The organism is Streptomyces sp. NPDC107500 (assembly GCF_055582785.1).
The window spans coordinates 1,235,172-1,251,002 of sequence record NZ_JBVJPF010000001.1 but is presented as its reverse complement, the minus strand read 5'-3'; the positions used below and the strand labels follow the sequence as shown (position 1 = coordinate 1,251,002).

The following is a 15,831-nucleotide window of genomic DNA, read 5'->3' as shown; positions in this document are numbered from 1 at the left end:
CCGTCAGCCGAAGAAGTTCCGTACGTGCTCCAGGCCGTCGACCAGTGCGTCGATCTCGGCCGGCGTGGAGTACAGATAGAACGACGCTCGCGTGGTCGCAGGAATTCCGTAGCGCAGGCAGACGGGGCGGGCGCAGTGGTGGCCGACCCGGACCGCGATGCCCTGCTCGTCGAGGACCTGGCCCACGTCGTGGGGGTGGATGTCGCCGAGCGTGAAGCTGATCGCCGCGCCGCGCTCCTCGGCCGTGGTGGGGCCGATGATGCGCAGGTCGGGGACGTCCAGCAACCGCTTGACCGCGTACTCGGTCAGCGCGTGCTCGTGCGCAAGGATCCTGTCCATGCCGATCGACTGCAAGTAGTCGATCGCCGCGCCCAGACCGACCGCCTGCGCGACCGGGGGCGTGCCCGCCTCGAACTTGTGCGGCGCCGGGGCGTACGTCGAGGAGTGCATCGAGACGGTCTCGATCATCTCGCCGCCGCCGAGGAACGGCGGGAGGTCCTCCAGCAGCTCCTGGCGGCCCCACAGGACGCCGATGCCCGTCGGGCCGCACATCTTGTGGCCGGTGAAGGCCACGAAGTCGGCCTGGAGGGCCTGTACGTCCAGCGGCATGTGCGGCGCGGCCTGGGAGGCGTCGACGCACACGAGCGCGCCGACCTCCTGGGCGCGGCGCACGATCGCCTCGACCGGGTTCTGGGTGCCCAGGATGTTGGAGACCAGCACGAAGGAGACGATCTTCGTCTTCTCGGTGATGACCTCGTCGATGTTGGACAGGTCGAGGCGGCCGTCGTCGGTCAGGCCGAACCAGCGGAGCTTCGCGCCGGTGCGCTGCGCGAGCAGCTGCCACGGCACGATGTTGGAGTGGTGCTCCATCTCCGTGATGACGATCTCGGTCTCGTGGTCCACGCGGTACGGCTCGTCGGCCCAGCCCAGCATGTTGGCGACGAGGTTCAGGGACTCCGAGGCGTTCTTGGTGAAGATCACCTCGTCCCGCGAGGGCGCGTTGATGAACTCCGCGACCTTGTCGCGCGCGCCCTCGTACAGCGCCGTGGCCTCCTCGGCGAGGACGTGCACACCGCGGTGGACGTTGGCGTTGTAGCGCTCGTAGTACTCGCTGAGCGCGTCCAGCACCTGTCGCGGCTTCTGGCTGGTCGCCGCGTTGTCCAGGTACACGAGCTTGCGCCCGTCGTGGACCTGGCGGTCCAGGATGGGGAAGTCCTTGCGGATCGCCTCAGTGTCGAGGAGGCCCGGCAGCTGTGTCACTCGGATGCGCCACCCTTCGTGTATGCCTCGTAGCCCTCGGCCTCGAGCTTGTCGGCCAGCTCGGGGCCGCCGGACTCGGCGATCCGGCCGTTGGCGAAGACGTGGACGTGGTCGGGCTTGATGTAGCGCAGGATGCGCGTGTAGTGGGTGATCAGCAGGGTGCCGACCTCACCGGTCTCGCGGACGCGGTTGACGCCCTCGGAGACGACCCGCAGGGCGTCGACGTCGAGGCCGGAGTCGGTCTCGTCGAGGATCGCGACCTTCGGCTTGAGCAGCTCCAGCTGGAGGATCTCGTGGCGCTTCTTCTCACCGCCGGAGAAGCCCTCGTTGACGTTGCGCTCGGCGAAGGCGGGGTCCATGTTGAGGTTCTGCATGGCCTCCTTGACCTCCTTCACCCAGGTGCGCAGCTTGGGGGCCTCGCCGCGGACGGCGGTGGCGGAGGTGCGCAGGAAGTTGGAGACCGAGACGCCGGGGACCTCGACCGGGTACTGCATGGCGAGGAAGAGGCCGGCGCGGGCGCGCTCGTCGACGGACATCTCCAGGACGTCCTCGCCGTCGAGCAGGACGGTGCCGCTGGTGATCGTGTACTTGGGGTGACCCGCGAGGGAGTAGGCGAGGGTCGACTTGCCGGAGCCGTTCGGGCCCATGATGGCGTGCGTCTCGCCCTGCTTCACGGTCAGGTCGACGCCCTTGAGGATCTCCTTCGTGGCGTTGTCGGCCTCGACGGTGACGTGCAGGTCTCGGATTTCAAGCGTTGCCATGGGTGCCTCAGGACTCCTGGGTGAGGGAGACGAGCACGTCGTCCCCTTCGATCTTTACGGGGTAAACGGGGACGGGGCGCGTCGCCGGAAGACTGTCGGGCTTGCCGGAACGGAGGTCGAAGCGCGAGCCGTGCAGCCAGCACTCGATGTGGCAGTCGTCGACCTCGCCCTCGGCCAGTGAGACGTTCGCGTGCGAGCAGATGTCGTGGATCGCGAACAGCTCGCCCTCGGTGTGCACGACGGAGATCGGCGTGCCGTCGAGTTCCACCCTCTTGGGGGTGTCCTCCTCCAGCTCGTCCGCTCCGCAGACGCGTACGAAGGTCATGCGACCGACGCCTCCAGCTCTTCCTCGATCTTGGCGATCAGGCGCTCCTCGATGTCCGGGACACCGATCTGCTGGACCAGTTCGGCGAAGAAGCCGCGGACCACCAGGCGGCGGGCGTCGATCTCGGGGATGCCGCGCGCCATCAGGTAGAAGAGCTGCTCGTCGTCGAAGCGGCCGGTGGCGGAGGCGTGGCCGGCGCCGACGATCTCGCCGGTCTCGATCTCCAGGTTGGGCACCGAGTCGACCCGCGCGCCGTCCGTGAGGACGAGGTTGCGGTTCATCTCGTAGGTGTCGGTGCCCTCGGCCGCGGCCTCGATCAGCACGTCGCCGATCCAGACCGCGTGCGCGTCGTCGCCCTGGAGCGCGCCCTTGTAGACGACGTTGGACTTGCAGTGCGGGACGTTGTGGTCGACCAGGAGGCGGTGCTCCTGGTGCTGGCCGGCGTCGGTGAAGTACAGGCCGAACAGCTCGGCCTCGCCGCCGGGTCCCGCGTAGGCGACGCGCGGGTGCAGCCGGACCAGGTCGCCGCCGAAGGTGACGACGAAGGACTTGAAGCCGGCGTCCCGGCCGATCAGCGCGTTGTGCTGACCGACGTGCACGGCCTTGTCGTCCCAGTCCTGGACGGAGACGACGGTCAGCTTGGCGCCGTCGCCCAGGACGTAGTCGACGTTGGCGGCGAGCACGGCGTCACCGGTGTGGTCGATGACGACGACGGCCTCGGCGAAGGCGCCCAGCTCGACGACCTGGTGGGCGTAGGCGGTGCCGCCGTCGCCGTGCACGGCGATGCGGATCGGCTCGGTGAGGACCGTCTCCTTGGGGACGGTGATCACACCCGCCTTCTCGAACGCGGAGTACGCCTGGGCGGCGACCCGGTCCACCGGGGTGCCGGCCCGGCCGATGCGCGCGTCGTCGCGGCCGACGGTCTCGACGACCACGCCCTCGGGCGCGTCGACGTCGACCTTCACGCCGTCGCCGGTGGCGACCGCGGTGCCGTCGTGCAGCCCGCGCAGCCGCTCCAGCGGCGTGAACCGCCACTCCTCCTCGCGGCCGTGGGGGACCGGGAAGTCCGCCACGTCGAAGGACGCGGGCGCGCTCATGCGCGTGGCGACGGTCGACTCGGCGGCCACCGCGATCTGGCCCGCGGTGGTGGACCCCACGGGGATGTTCTGAGCCTCAGCCATGGCTGTCGGTCTGCTCTCTTCCTGCGTCAAGAAATCGGGGAGTGCTGCGAAGGACGGGCCTCAGCCGACCGCGCCTTCCATCTGCAGCTCGATCAGCCGGTTGAGCTCGAGGGCGTACTCCATGGGCAGCTCCTTCGCGATCGGCTCGACGAAGCCGCGCACGATCATCGCCATCGCCTCGAACTCGGTCAGACCGCGGCTCATCAGGTAGAAGAGCTGGTCCTCGGAGACCTTGGAGACGGTCGCCTCGTGGCCCATGGACACGTCGTCCTCGCGGACGTCCACGTAGGGGTACGTGTCGGAGCGGGAGATGGTGTCGACGAGCAGCGCGTCGCACAGCACGTTCGACTTGGAGCCGTGGGCGCCCTCGCCGATCTCGACGAGACCGCGGTAGGACGTACGGCCGCCGCCGCGCGCCACGGACTTCGAGACGATGTTGGACGAGGTGTTCGGCGCCATGTGGACCATCTTGGAGCCGGCGTCCTGGTGCTGGCCCTCGCCCGCGAAGGCGATGGACAGGGTCTCGCCCTTGGCGTGCTCGCCCATCAGGTAGACGGCCGGGTACTTCATCGTCACCTTGGAGCCGATGTTGCCGTCGATCCACTCCATGGTCGCGCCCTCGTACGCCACGGCGCGCTTGGTGACCAGGTTGTAGACGTTGTTCGACCAGTTCTGGATGGTCGTGTAGCGGCAGCGGGCGTTCTTCTTGACGATGATCTCGACCACGGCGGAGTGCAGCGAGTCGCTCTTGTAGATCGGCGCCGTGCAGCCCTCGACGTAGTGCACGTAGGCACCCTCGTCGACGATGATCAGGGTCCGCTCGAACTGGCCCATGTTCTCCGTGTTGATACGGAAGTAGGCCTGGAGCGGGATCTCGACGTGCACGCCCTTCGGCACGTAGATGAAGGAGCCGCCGGACCACACCGCGCTGTTCAGCGAGGCGAACTTGTTGTCGCCGACGGGGATGACGGTGCCGAAGTACTCCTTGAAGAGCTCCGGGTGCTCCTTCAGGGCCGTGTCGGTGTCCAGGAAGATGACGCCCTGCTCCTCCAGGTCCTCGCGGATCTGGTGGTAGACGACCTCCGACTCGTACTGCGCGGCGACACCGGCGACGAGGCGCTGCTTCTCCGCCTCGGGGATGCCGAGCTTGTCGTAGGTGTTCTTGATGTCCTCGGGCAGGTCCTCCCAGGACTCCGCCTGCTTCTCCGTGGAGCGCACGAAGTACTTGATGTTGTCGAAGTCGATGCCCGACAGGTCCGAGCCCCAGTTCGGCATGGGCTTCTTCTCGAAGAGGCGCAGGCCCTTGAGGCGGAGCTTGGTCATCCACTCCGGCTCGTTCTTCTTCGCGGAGATGTCGCGGACGACGTCCTCGTTGATGCCGCGCTTGGCAGAGGCGCCGGCCGTGTCGGAGTCGGCCCAGCCGTATTCGTACTTGCCCAGGCCCTCGAGCTCGGGGTGGGCAGTCTCCGTGGGGAGAGTCATGCGGGGTTCCTCCCGGCCGTGCTTGCGGATGCGTTAGCGGTGTTCTTGGACGTGTGCGCCGCGGGCGGCGCGTGCGAGGTCTTCGGAATGAAGGTGGTGCAGACCCCGTCGCCGTGCGCGATGGTCGCGAGCCGCTGTACATGCGTACCGAGCAGCTCGGCGAAAAATTCCGTCTCCGCCTCGCACAGCTGCGGAAACTGCTCTGCGACGTGGGCGACCGGGCAGTGGTGCTGGCACAGCTGCTCGCCCTGCTGCGGATGGGGTGCGCTCCGCGCGGTAGCAGCGTACCCGTCCGCACTGAGGGCCCTGGCCAGGGCTTCGGTGCGCTCCTCGGGCGGGGCGGACTCGACCGCCTCGCGGTAGGCGCCGCCCTGGGCGGCGATCCGGGCCCGGGCGAAGGCGGCGATCGCCTGCTCCCCGCCCTCCCGCTCGGCGATCCAGCGCAGGGCGTCCCCGGCCAGCTTGTCGTACGACTGGTCGAAGGCGTCGCGGCCGCAGTCGGTGAGCGCGAAGACCTTGGCGGGGCGTCCACGCGTGCGCGTGCCGTAGACCCGCTGCTCGCGTGCCTCGACCACGTCGTCGGCGACCAGGGCGTCGAGGTGGCGCCGGACCGCCGCCTGGGTGAGTCCCAGGCGCCCGGCGAGTTCGGCGACCGTCGACGGCCCGTGGTCCAGGATGGAGCGCGCGACACGGTTGCGGGTGGACCGCTCACCGGTCGCGAGTTCCTCCTGCGGAGCCTCGCCAACGTTTTTCACAACGCCATTGTTGCGTAATTCCTCGGAGGCGGGCAAGCCGCGTCCGGATCTTCCTACGGTGCCCTGCGTCACTTAGGTATACCTAATCTGACCTGCGGAAACGATCTTTGATCGATCAATCCGGTGGCGTTCCGAGCGGGCCTGCGGGACACTCCCCGGCATGCCCACACCCCCTCCGACCGGCCCACTCGTCACCCGCGGCACCATCGCGGCGGGACTGCGCGACCTGGGTGTGCGGACCGGCGACACGCTCCTCGCGCACACCTCCCTCAGCTCACTCGGCTGGGTCTGCGGAGGGCCGGTCGCGGCGGTCCAGGGACTGCTCGACGTCCTCGGTCCGGCCGGCACGCTGGTGGTCCCGACGCAGACGGGTGACCTGTCGGACCCGGCCCTGTGGACCAGCCCTCCGGTTCCCGAGGAGTGGTGGGACACCGTACGCACCGCGACACCCGCCTACGACCCGCTGATCACGCCCTCGCGCGGCGTCGGGGTGGTCCCGGAAACCGTGCGCACCTGGCCCGGCGCCCTGCGCAGCGCACATCCGCAGACCTCGTTCGCGGCCCTCGGGGCACGCGCCGCCGAGGTGGTCGAGGGCCACGCGACCGACTGCCGGCTCGGCGAGCGAAGCCCGCTGGCCACGCTGGAACGGCTCGGCGCCCGGGTCCTGCTGCTCGGCGCGGGCTACGAGGCGTGCACCGCCTTCCATCTGGCCGAATACCGGACCCCCTCTCCTCTGGTGGAGGTGGGGCGCCCGGGGCCGGTGGGCTGGGAACGGGTGACCGAGGTGTCGATCACGTCGGACCGCTTCGACGAACTCGGCCACGACTTCGAACGCGACCGGCCGGTCGCCCGCGGCACCATCGGCGCGGCCCTCGCACGCCTGTTCCCCCTGCCGGACGCGGTCGCCTACGCCGAACGGTGGCTGCCGATGCACCGCCCCCGCGACTGACGGCACGGATACGCACCGCCCCCGCGACCGACGGCCCGGAAACGCACCGCTCCCGCCCCGTGCGGGGGAGATCCCGCACCCCCGCGCCCGGGCGCCGCGCCGTCTACCTAGACTCGTGACCCATGCGAAGCGAGCCCGTGGTCCAGGTGCAGGCCCTGGTGAAGCGGTACGGCACGAAGACCGCGGTGGACGGCCTGGACCTGGTGGCCGGGGCGGGCGTCACCGCCGTACTCGGCCCCAACGGAGCGGGCAAGTCGACGACCGTCGAGACCTGTGAGGGATACCGCAGACCGGACTCCGGGACGGTGCGCGTCCTGGGCCTGGACCCGGTGCGGCAGGGCGCCGAGCTGCGGCCCCGGATCGGGGTGATGCTCCAGTCCGGCGGCGTCTACTCCGGCGCCCGGGCCGACGAGATGCTGCGCCACGTCGCGAGACTGCACGCCCACCCGCTGGACGTCGACGCGCTGATCGAGCGGCTCGGCCTGGGCTCGTGCGGCCGGACCACGTACCGCAGGCTCTCCGGCGGGCAGCAGCAGCGGCTCGCCCTGGCGATGGCGGTGGTCGGACGTCCGGAGCTGGTGTTCCTGGACGAGCCGACGGCCGGCCTGGACCCCCAGGCCCGCCGCGCCACCTGGGACCTGGTGCGGGACCTGCGCGGCGACGGCGTCTCCGTCATCCTCACCACCCACCACATGGACGAGGCCGAGCAGCTGGCCGACGACGTCGCCATCATCGACGCGGGCCGGGTCATCGCCCAGGGATCGCCCGAGCAGCTGTGCCGCGGCGGCGCCGAGAACACCCTGCGGTTCACCGGCCGGCCGGGACTGGACGTGGCCTCCCTCCTCAAGGCGCTGCCCCCGGACTCGGCGGCGGCTGAGCTGACGCCGGGCTCCTACCGCGTCGTCGGCAAGGTCGACCCGCAGCTGCTGGCGACGGTGACCTCCTGGTGCGCCCAGCACGGGGTGATGCCGGACCGCATCTCGGTGGAGCGGCACACCCTGGAGGACGTGTTCCTGGAGCTGACCGGCAAGGAGCTGCGCGGATGACCACCACGACCGGTACGTACGCACCGAAGCCCGGTGCCGCGCCCCTCGGACGGATGATCGCGGCGCAGGCGGCGCTGGAGACGAGAATGCTGCTGCGCAACGGCGAGCAGCTGCTGCTGACGGTGATCATCCCGACGCTGCTGCTCGTCCTGTTCAGCACCGTGGACATCGTCGACACCGGCACCGAGGAGGCGGTCGACTTCCTCGCCCCCGGCGTGCTCGCCCTCGCCGTCATGTCCACGGCGTTCACCGGGCAGGCCATCGCCACCGGCTTCGAACGCCGGTACGGGGTGCTGAAGCGGCTGGCCGCCTCGCCGCTGCCCCGCTGGGCCCTGATGGCCGCGAAGACGGTGTCGGTGCTGGTCACCGAGGTGCTCCAGATCGTCCTGCTGACGGTGATCGCCTTCGCGCTGGGCTGGTCGCCGCACGGCAACCCGGCGGCCGTGCTGCTGCTCCTGGTCGCGGGCACCGCCGCCTTCTCCGGGCTCGGGCTGCTCATGGCGGGCACGCTGAAGGCGGAGGCCACGCTGGCCGCCGCCAACCTGGTCTTCCTGCTGCTGCTCGTGGGCGGCGGGGTGATCGTGCCGCTGGACAGGTTCCCGGACGCCGCGCAGGACGTGCTGGGGCTGCTGCCCATCTCCGCCCTGTCGGACGGGCTGCGCGACGTGCTCCAGCACGGTGCCGGGATGCCGTGGGGGAACCTGGCGGTCCTCGCCGTGTGGGCGGTCGCGGGACTCGCGGCCGCCGGGAAGTTCTTCCGCTGGGAGTAGGACCGTGCGCCCCGGACGGACCCTCGTGAAAGCGTGCACAAGCGGACCCCTACGATGGACGGCGTGCCAAACGTGACCCGCGCCGACGCCGCAGCCGCCGTGCGCAACCCGCTCGCCTTCATCGCCGCGCGCTGGACCCCGGATCCCCGGACGGTCCGGCGGGCGGCCCTCGTCGCCCTGATCATGTCGGTGGTCATCGTGGTCACCGGCGGCGCGGTGCGCCTGACCGGCTCGGGCCTCGGCTGCCCGACCTGGCCCAAGTGCACCGACGACTCGCTCACCAACACCAGCGAGATGGGCGTCCACGGCGTCATCGAGTTCGGCAACCGCATGCTGACGTACGTGCTGTGCGCGGCGGTCGGCTGGGCGATCATCGCCGCGCGGTCGCAGAAGCCGTTCCGGCGCTCGCTGACCCGGCTGGGCTGGGCGCAGTTCTGGATCGTGATGGGCAACGCGATCCTCGGCGGCATCGTGGTCCTGGTCGGTCTCAACCCGTACACGGTCGCGGCGCACTTCCTGCTGTCCAGCGCGCTGATCGCGGTCGCGACCGTGATGTGGCAGCGCACCCGGGAGGGCGACGCGGCACCGCGGCCCCTGGTCGGCAAGCCCGTGCAGCAGATGGTGTGGGTGCTGACCGTCGTCTCCGTACTGCTGATCGCGGTCGGCACGGTCGTCACCGGCGCCGGTCCGCACGCGGGCGACTCCAGCGAGGTCGAGCGGATGCCGGTCGACTGGGAGACGGTGAGCAAGGCGCACGCCGTGCTGGCGTGGATCGTGGTGACGCTGACGTTCGCCCTGTGGTTCGTGCTGAAGGCCGTGGACGCGCCCAAGGGGCCGCTGTCCCGTACCCGCGACCTGTTCCTGGTGCTGCTGGCCCAGGGCGTCATCGGCTACGTCCAGTACTTCACCGACCTGCCCGAGGTCCTGGTCGGGCTGCACATGCTCGGCTCGTGCCTGGTGTGGATCGGCGTCCTTCGGGTGGTGCTGGCGCTGCGCGAGCGGGCGTGCGAGCCGGCGGCCGGCGTGCCCGGCCCCTCGGCGGAGGCGACGCTCAGCCGGGCCTGACCGCGCCCGCCGGGACCGGTTCCAGGCCGTAGACCCGGCCCGCGTTCCCCGACGCGATCATGGCGGCCACCCGCTGCGCGTCCCCCAGGCACCACGCCCCCTCGGCCACCCAGGTGCCCAGCACCCGGCCGAGGGCCTCGCGGAACAGGCGGGCGGCCACCACGTGCAGCTCGGGCAGGCCCTGGGCGCCGCTGGAGAACAGGATCTTGCCGAACGGGGCCAGCTCCAGGATCTCCGCGAGCACCGTCGCGGCGCGGGCGCCGGTGCGCACCAGCGCGGCGCCGGAGTCGGCGTAGACGTGCGGGAAGACGCCCGCCAGGTGGGCGGCGTGGCGGTGGTACGGGTAGCCGTGCAGGAGGACCAGGTCGGTGCCGAGACCCGCGGTGGCCCGGACGAAGTCCGTGAGCAGGACCGGGTCGGTGCGGTCGATGCGCAGGCCCGGCTCGCCGAGGCCCGCGTGCAGCTGGAGCGGCAGTCCGGAGGCGACGGCGATCCAGAGCAGGTGCCGCAGCAGCACCGGGTCGCTCAGTTCCCCGCCCACCTCGCGCCCGCTCAGCCAGCGCCCGGCGGCCCCGCGCACCTCGCCGGGGCCGGGCGGTTCGGGGGCGAGCGCGAGTCCGTGCCGTACGCCCGCGACGGAGGTGAAGGCGACCGCGCCCGCGGCGGCCCCGTGGACCGCCTCGGCGAGATTGGCGAGGAAGGACTCGACGGTGCCGGAGGTGTCGGCGACCTGCTCGGCCAGCAGTTCGAGGCGCACGATCTCGTGGGTGTCGGCGTCCGCCGCGGACGCCATCTCCCCCGGTCCGGTCAGGTCGCCGGGCAGCCCCGCGTCCACCAGGTAGGTGGTGATGCCGCTGCCGCGCAGCAGCCTGCGGTCGGCCTCCATGACGCCCAGCTCCCGGCGCCGGGCCAGGTAGCGGGCGGGCGGGCAGTGCGGTTCCAGGCCGAGCAGGGGCGGGCACCAGCGGCGTACCGCGAAGCCGGTCTGGGTGTCGAAGAGGGTGGTGCCCGGCGCGGGCGGACCCTCGGTGCGGGCCAGCTGGGCCTCGAAGGTGCCGAGGCCCAGCTCCGTTCTCAGGACGCCGTGGCAGTACTGGTCCACCAGGGACGGCGTTTCGATCATCCGGACTCCCCCGTGACGGGACCGCGGGCCGTCACGGCTCGTGCGCCGTACGGCTTCCTACGGTCCTAACGGGTGAACCCGGTCTCAGGTGTTGCTCGGGCCGCCGACCTGGATGCCGGCCATGCGCGACCACTCGTAGCGGCCCGTCGTCACCTTCGCGGCGAACTCGCCGTCGAAGTCCTCGTGGACGGTGAGTCCGGACTTCTCCACGGCCTGCCGGGCCGTCTCGTGGGAGCGCGCGACCAGGTCTCCCCAGGCGCCGTCCTCGCCCACGAGGACGATCCGGGCGCCGCGCTCACCGAGGTAGGCCACCTGGGCCTCGGCGCCGCCGTGCGCCTTGGAGAAGGAGTCGATCGACCGGGCGAGGCGCGCCACCCGGCGCTCGGCGCGCCGGTCGGCCTTCGGGTCCCCCTGCTGCGTGTCCACCTGCTGCGTGTCTGCCATGAGCAGGATGCTACCGACGGGTAGATCGAACGGCGACGGGCGGGGTGCGTGGCCTTGGCCACGCACCCCGCCCGTCGGACACGGCCCCCGGGGGCCTCAGCGCAGGAAGGGGTCCACCGCGATCGCGAGGAACAGCACCGACACGTAGGTGATGGACCAGTGGAAGAGCCGCATCTCCTTGAGCTTGCCGCCCGTGACCTCGGCCTTGGCACGGTTCTGGAGACCGTGCGCCTCCCACAGCCACATGCCGCCCGCCAGCAGGGCGACGGCCGTGTAGAACCAGCCGGTGTAGCCCAGCGGGGTCAGCAGCAGCGACACCACGACCATCACCCAGCTGTAGATGACGATCTGCCGTGCGACCACCTTGTTGGAGGCGATGACGGGGAGCATCGGCACGCCCACGCGCGCGTAGTCCTCCTTCACCTTCATGGACAGCGGCCAGTAGTGCGGCGGCGTCCAGAAGAACATCACCCCGAAGAGGATGATCGGCGCCCAGGACATCGAGTTGGTCACGGCCGACCAGCCGATGAGCACCGGCAGGCAGCCGGCGATGCCGCCCCAGACGATGTTCTGCGAGGTGCGGCGCTTGAGGATCATCGTGTAGACGACCACATAGAAGAGGAGCGCGCCGAGGGAGAGCCAGGCCGACAGCCAGTTGACGGTGAGGCCGAACAGCAGGGTGGAGACGACGGCCAGGGTGATGCCGAAGACGAGGCATTCCACCGGGCTGACCATGCCGGTCACCAGGGGGCGCTGCGAGGTGCGGTCCATCAACGCGTCGATGTCGCGGTCGATGTACATGTTCAGCGCGTTCGCGCCGCCGGCCGAGAGGTAACCGCCGACGCAGGTCAGCAGCACCAGCCCCAGATCCGGAACACCCTGTTCGGCGAGGAACATCACCGGAACCGTGGTGATCAGCAGAAGCTCGATGATCCGCGGCTTGGTCAGCGCCACGAACGCCTTGACACGGGCCCCGAACGGCCGGTGACTCGGGCTCTGGCTCGTCCCGATTACCCCCGCAGGACGGGATTCAACGGCCGTCACGCACACCCCTGACAGAGACATCCCAGCAAGCCCGACCGTGTGAAGTGGCGGTAAAGGCTCGCGCGTACCACGCCACTTTAGACGTTGCCCATACCTCGGCCTTCGCCGGGGTGGGGTCGTGTTGGAAGGGGTGCTCCGACGTGCGTTCGGAGAGTCGATTGAGCAGTCAGATGAGCGGCGCCGTATTCACATGCCGAATGCGGTTTCGCCCAGTCGACAGGCGGATCGAGAAGAGTCCCGGCAGTCTGGATTCCAGCGGAAAAACGCACGTACTTACGGGGGTAGGCTCGACAGCGGCCGGCCGATCTCACGGACGCGCCGGCAGCCGGTGGGCGCCCACGTGCACCGGCATCCGACATGTGGAGAGGAGCCCTGACTCAGGGTGAGCACCAAGCCGACCACCACAGACCTCGAGTGGACCGAACTGGACCAGCGGGCCGTGGACACCGCCCGCGTCCTGGCCGCCGATGCCGTACAGAAGGTTGGCAACGGCCATCCGGGTACGGCGATGAGCCTGGCGCCCGCCGCCTACACCCTCTTCCAGAAGGTGATGCGGCACGACCCCGCCGACGCGAACTGGGTCGGACGCGACCGCTTCGTGCTGTCCGCCGGCCACTCGTCCCTGACCCTCTACACCCAGCTGTACCTGGCCGGCTTCGGCCTGGAGCTGGCGGACCTGGAGTCCTTCCGCACCTGGGGCTCCAAGACCCCCGGGCACCCGGAGTACGGCCACACCACGGGCGTGGAGACGACGACCGGCCCGCTGGGCCAGGGTGTCGCCAACGCGGTGGGCATGGCGATGGCCGCCCGCTACGAGCGCGGCCTGTTCGACCCGGAGGCCGCCGAGGGCACCTCCCCGTTCGACCACTTCATCTACTGCATCGCCGGTGACGGCTGCCTCCAGGAGGGCATCTCCTCCGAGGCGTCCTCCCTCGCGGGCCACCAGAAGCTCGGCAACCTGGTCCTGCTCTGGGACGACAACCACATCTCCATCGAGGGTGACACCGAGACCGCCGTCTCCGAGGACACCTGCAAGCGCTACGAGGCGTACGGCTGGCACGTGCAGCGCGTCGCCCCGAAGCCGGACGGGGACCTGGACCCGAACGCGCTCTACGACGCCATCGAGGCGGCGAAGAAGGTCACCGACCGGCCGTCCTTCATCGCCATGCGCTCGATCATCGCCTGGCCCGCCCCGAACGCGCAGAACACCGAGGCGGCGCACGGCTCGGCCCTCGGCGACGAGGAGGTCGCGGCCACCAAGCGCGTCCTGGGCTTCGACCCGGAGAAGTCCTTCGAGGTCTCCGACGAGGTCATCGAGCACACCCGCGGCGCCCTGGAGCGCGGCCAGGCGGCCCGTGCCGTGTGGGAGAAGGCCTTCCAGCAGTGGCGGGACAACAACCCCGACCGCGCCGCCGAGTACGAGCGGGTCGCCAAGGGTGAGCTGCCCAAGGGCTGGGAGGAGAAGATCCCGGTCTTCGAGACGGGCAAGGGCGTCGCCACCCGCGCCGCGTCCGGCAAGGTGCTCCAGGCCCTCGGCGCGTTCGTGCCCGAGCTGTGGGGCGGCTCGGCCGACCTGGCCGGCTCGAACAACACGACGATCGACAAGACGTCCTCCTTCCTCCCGGCGGGCAACCCGCTGCCCGAGGCGGACCCGTACGGCCGCACCATCCACTTCGGCATCCGCGAGCACGCGATGGCCGCGGAGATGAACGGCATCGCGCTGCACGGCAACACCCGCATCTACGGCGGAACGTTCCTGGTCTTCTCCGACTACATGCGCAACGCCGTCCGCCTGTCGGCGCTGATGCACCTGCCGGTGACGTACGTGTGGACGCACGACTCCATCGGTCTCGGCGAGGACGGCCCGACCCACCAGCCGGTCGAGCACCTGGCCGCGCTGCGCGCCATCCCGGGTCTGAACGTGGTCCGTCCGGCGGACGCCAACGAGACGGCGATCGCCTGGCGCGAGATCCTGCGCCGCTGGACGAAGGAGTTCGGCAAGGGCCAGCCGCACGGTCTGGCGCTGACCCGCCAGGGCGTGCCGACGTACGAGCCCAACGACGACGCGGCCAAGGGCGGCTACGTCCTGTTCGAGGCCGACGGGGGCGACGCCGAGGTCGTGCTCATCGCCACCGGCTCCGAGGTGCACGTCGCCGTCGAGGCGCGCGAGCGGCTCCAGGCCGACGGTGTGCCCACGCGCGTGGTGTCGATGCCGTCCGTCGAGTGGTTCGAGCAGCAGGACCAGGGGTACCGGGACAGCGTCCTGCCCCCGTCCGTGCGTGCCCGTGTCGCGGTCGAGGCCGGTATCGGCCTGACGTGGCACAAGTACGTGGGAGACGCCGGCCGCATCGTCTCGCTGGAGCACTTCGGTGCCTCGGCCGACGGCAAGGTGCTCTTCAAGGAGTTCGGCTTCACCGCCGAGAACGTGGCCGACGCCGCGCGGGAATCCCTCGCCGCGGCTCGGCGCTGACGCCCGTATACGACACGTAGGAGATGCAATTTCCATGACAGACGCACTCAAGCGCCTCTCCGATGAAGGCGTGGCGATCTGGCTGGACGACCTGTCCCGCAAGCGGATCACGTCCGGCAACCTCGCCGAGCTGATCGACCAGCAGCACGTCGTGGGCGTCACCACCAACCCGTCGATCTTCCAGAAGGCGATCTCGCAGGGCGACGGCTACGACCAGCAGCTCGCCGACCTCGCGGTGCGCGGGGTCACGGTCGAAGAGGCCATCCGCATGATCACCACGGCGGACGTCCGCGACGCCGCCGACATCCTGCGCCCCGTCTTCGACTCCACCGGCGGCAAGGACGGCCGGGTCTCCATCGAGGTGGACCCGCGCCTGGCGCACAACACGCACGCGACGGTGGCCGAGGCCAAGCAGCTGGCCTGGCTGGTGGACCGGCCGAACACCTTCATCAAGATCCCGGCCACCGAGGCGGGCCTGCCGGCCATCGCCGAGACCATCGGTCTGGGCATCAGCGTCAACGTCACGCTGATCTTCTCGCTGGAGCGCTACCGCAAGGTCATGGACGCCTTCCAGACCGGCCTGGAGAAGGCCAGGGAGCGCGGCCTGGACCTCTCGCAGATCCACTCCGTGGCGTCCTTCTTCGTGTCGCGCGTGGACACCGAGATCGACAAGCGGATCGACGCGCTCGGCACCGACGAGGCCAAGGCCGCGCGCGGCAAGGCCGCCGTCGCCAACGCCCGCCTCGCCTACCAGGCGTACGAGGAGCTGTTCTCCACCGACCGCTGGGCGGCCCTGGAGAAGGCCGGCGCCAACAAGCAGCGTCCGCTGTGGGCGTCGACCGGCGTGAAGGACAAGGCGTACAGCGACACCATGTACGTCACCGACCTGGTCGCGCCGAACACGGTCAACACCATGCCGGAGGCCACCCTGCTGGCCACCGAGGACCACGGCGAGATCACCGGCGACACCGTCGCCGGCACCTACGAGCAGGCCCGTGCCGAACTCGACGCGGTCGAGAAGCTCGGGATCTCCTACGACGAGGTGGTCCAGCTCCTGGAGGACGAGGGCGTCGAGAAGTTCGAGGCGTCCTGGAACGACCTGCTCAAGTCCACGGAGGCGGAGCTCAAGCGCCTCGCTCCCTCGAAGGGCTGAGAA

15 protein-coding genes are annotated in these 15,831 nt (G+C 70.3%); 6 read left to right on the top strand and 9 right to left on the bottom strand.

Going from position 1 to position 15,831, the window contains the following annotated elements:
* Positions 1–3 precede the first annotated feature (3 nt).
* From ACZ67M_RS05525 to ACZ67M_RS05500, 6 genes are read right to left on the bottom strand one after another with little or no spacing between them, the layout of a single operon-like run.
* Positions 4–1,260, bottom strand: a complete 1,257-nt coding sequence (locus ACZ67M_RS05525) for a cysteine desulfurase (RefSeq protein WP_361365845.1) — start codon at positions 1,258–1,260, stop codon at positions 4–6.
* Entirely contained in the window at positions 1,257–2,021 is a 765-nt protein-coding gene (gene sufC, locus ACZ67M_RS05520) for a Fe-S cluster assembly ATPase SufC (protein WP_114531887.1), read from the bottom strand. The genes ACZ67M_RS05525 and sufC overlap by 4 nt, the downstream gene beginning before the upstream one ends.
* A gap of 7 nt (positions 2,022–2,028) precedes the next feature.
* Positions 2,029–2,346: a non-heme iron oxygenase ferredoxin subunit gene (locus ACZ67M_RS05515; RefSeq protein ID WP_064727285.1), complete on the bottom strand. Its 318-nt coding sequence runs from the start codon at positions 2,344–2,346 to the stop codon at positions 2,029–2,031.
* Entirely contained in the window at positions 2,343–3,527 is a 1,185-nt protein-coding gene (gene sufD, locus ACZ67M_RS05510; protein WP_361365842.1) for a Fe-S cluster assembly protein SufD, read from the bottom strand. Before sufD ends, ACZ67M_RS05515 begins: the two co-directional genes overlap by 4 nt.
* 60 nt (positions 3,528–3,587) lie before the next feature.
* The gene (gene sufB / locus ACZ67M_RS05505; protein WP_122614852.1) at positions 3,588–5,009 is read right to left on the bottom strand and encodes a Fe-S cluster assembly protein SufB; all 1,422 of its coding nucleotides are present in this window, start codon (positions 5,007–5,009) and stop codon (positions 3,588–3,590) included.
* Complete coding sequence (locus ACZ67M_RS05500) at positions 5,006–5,764, bottom strand: helix-turn-helix transcriptional regulator (RefSeq protein ID WP_361365839.1); 759 nt, start codon at positions 5,762–5,764, stop codon at positions 5,006–5,008. Before ACZ67M_RS05500 ends, sufB begins: the two co-directional genes overlap by 4 nt.
* A 160-nt stretch (positions 5,765–5,924) precedes the next feature.
* Between ACZ67M_RS05500 and ACZ67M_RS05495 the strand changes: the two genes are divergently transcribed.
* From ACZ67M_RS05495 to ACZ67M_RS05480, 4 genes are all read left to right on the top strand, one after another.
* Positions 5,925–6,713: an AAC(3) family N-acetyltransferase gene (locus ACZ67M_RS05495; RefSeq protein WP_469849629.1), complete on the top strand. Its 789-nt coding sequence runs from the start codon at positions 5,925–5,927 to the stop codon at positions 6,711–6,713.
* A gap of 122 nt (positions 6,714–6,835) precedes the next feature.
* Positions 6,836–7,759 carry an ABC transporter ATP-binding protein gene (locus ACZ67M_RS05490; protein ID WP_125492579.1) on the top strand — a complete coding sequence of 308 codons (924 nt, stop codon included), beginning with the start codon at positions 6,836–6,838 and terminating at the stop codon, positions 7,757–7,759.
* Entirely contained in the window at positions 7,756–8,529 is a 774-nt protein-coding gene (locus ACZ67M_RS05485) for an ABC transporter permease (RefSeq protein ID WP_392018420.1), read from the top strand. The genes ACZ67M_RS05490 and ACZ67M_RS05485 overlap by 4 nt, the downstream gene beginning before the upstream one ends.
* A gap of 54 nt (positions 8,530–8,583) precedes the next feature.
* Positions 8,584–9,594: a COX15/CtaA family protein gene (locus ACZ67M_RS05480; protein WP_361365827.1), complete on the top strand. Its 1,011-nt coding sequence runs from the start codon at positions 8,584–8,586 to the stop codon at positions 9,592–9,594.
* Here ACZ67M_RS05480 and ACZ67M_RS05475 read toward each other — a convergent pair.
* The 3 genes from ACZ67M_RS05475 to ACZ67M_RS05465 all read right to left on the bottom strand — a co-directional run bounded on the left by ACZ67M_RS05475 (position 9,581) and on the right by ACZ67M_RS05465 (position 12,226).
* Positions 9,581–10,717, bottom strand: coding sequence for an amidohydrolase family protein (locus ACZ67M_RS05475; RefSeq protein ID WP_361365824.1), 1,137 nt, complete (start codon positions 10,715–10,717; stop codon positions 9,581–9,583). The two genes, ACZ67M_RS05480 and ACZ67M_RS05475, sit on opposite strands and share 14 nt — an antisense overlap.
* Positions 10,718–10,801: 84 nt before the next feature.
* Positions 10,802–11,161 (bottom strand): hypothetical protein, encoded by a 360-nt coding sequence (locus tag ACZ67M_RS05470; protein ID WP_161332850.1) that lies wholly within the window; start codon positions 11,159–11,161, stop codon positions 10,802–10,804.
* 96 nt (positions 11,162–11,257) lie between these two features.
* Positions 11,258–12,226 carry a heme o synthase gene (locus ACZ67M_RS05465; protein ID WP_373462942.1) on the bottom strand — a complete coding sequence of 323 codons (969 nt, stop codon included), beginning with the start codon at positions 12,224–12,226 and terminating at the stop codon, positions 11,258–11,260.
* 361 nt (positions 12,227–12,587) lie between these two features.
* Here ACZ67M_RS05465 and tkt point away from each other — a divergent pair, with 361 nt between their 5' ends.
* Together tkt and tal are read left to right on the top strand one after the other, a co-directional pair.
* Complete coding sequence (tkt, locus tag ACZ67M_RS05460; protein WP_469849626.1) at positions 12,588–14,675, top strand: transketolase; 2,088 nt, start codon at positions 12,588–12,590, stop codon at positions 14,673–14,675.
* Positions 14,676–14,709: 34 nt separating this feature from the next.
* On the top strand, positions 14,710–15,828 hold the full coding sequence (gene tal / locus ACZ67M_RS05455; RefSeq protein ID WP_361361297.1) for a transaldolase: 1,119 nt from the start codon (positions 14,710–14,712) through the stop codon (positions 15,826–15,828).
* The last annotated feature ends 3 nt before the right edge of the window (positions 15,829–15,831 follow it).

Coding starts and splice junctions, on each gene's coding strand:
- tal (WP_361361297.1), top strand. CDS start 14,710: ATGACAGACGCACTCAAGCGCCTCTCCGATGAAGGCGTGGCGATCTGG.
- sufC (WP_114531887.1), bottom strand. CDS start 2,021: ATGGCAACGCTTGAAATCCGAGACCTGCACGTCACCGTCGAGGCCGAC.
- ACZ67M_RS05470 (WP_161332850.1), bottom strand. CDS start 11,161: ATGGCAGACACGCAGCAGGTGGACACGCAGCAGGGGGACCCGAAGGCC.
- ACZ67M_RS05495 (WP_469849629.1), top strand. CDS start 5,925: ATGCCCACACCCCCTCCGACCGGCCCACTCGTCACCCGCGGCACCATC.
- sufD (WP_361365842.1), bottom strand. CDS start 3,527: ATGGCTGAGGCTCAGAACATCCCCGTGGGGTCCACCACCGCGGGCCAG.
- ACZ67M_RS05465 (WP_373462942.1), bottom strand. CDS start 12,226: ATGTCTCTGTCAGGGGTGTGCGTGACGGCCGTTGAATCCCGTCCTGCG.
- ACZ67M_RS05515 (WP_064727285.1), bottom strand. CDS start 2,346: ATGACCTTCGTACGCGTCTGCGGAGCGGACGAGCTGGAGGAGGACACC.
- ACZ67M_RS05490 (WP_125492579.1), top strand. CDS start 6,836: ATGCGAAGCGAGCCCGTGGTCCAGGTGCAGGCCCTGGTGAAGCGGTAC.
- ACZ67M_RS05475 (WP_361365824.1), bottom strand. CDS start 10,717: ATGATCGAAACGCCGTCCCTGGTGGACCAGTACTGCCACGGCGTCCTG.
- ACZ67M_RS05480 (WP_361365827.1), top strand. CDS start 8,584: ATGGACGGCGTGCCAAACGTGACCCGCGCCGACGCCGCAGCCGCCGTG.
- ACZ67M_RS05485 (WP_392018420.1), top strand. CDS start 7,756: ATGACCACCACGACCGGTACGTACGCACCGAAGCCCGGTGCCGCGCCC.
- sufB (WP_122614852.1), bottom strand. CDS start 5,009: ATGACTCTCCCCACGGAGACTGCCCACCCCGAGCTCGAGGGCCTGGGC.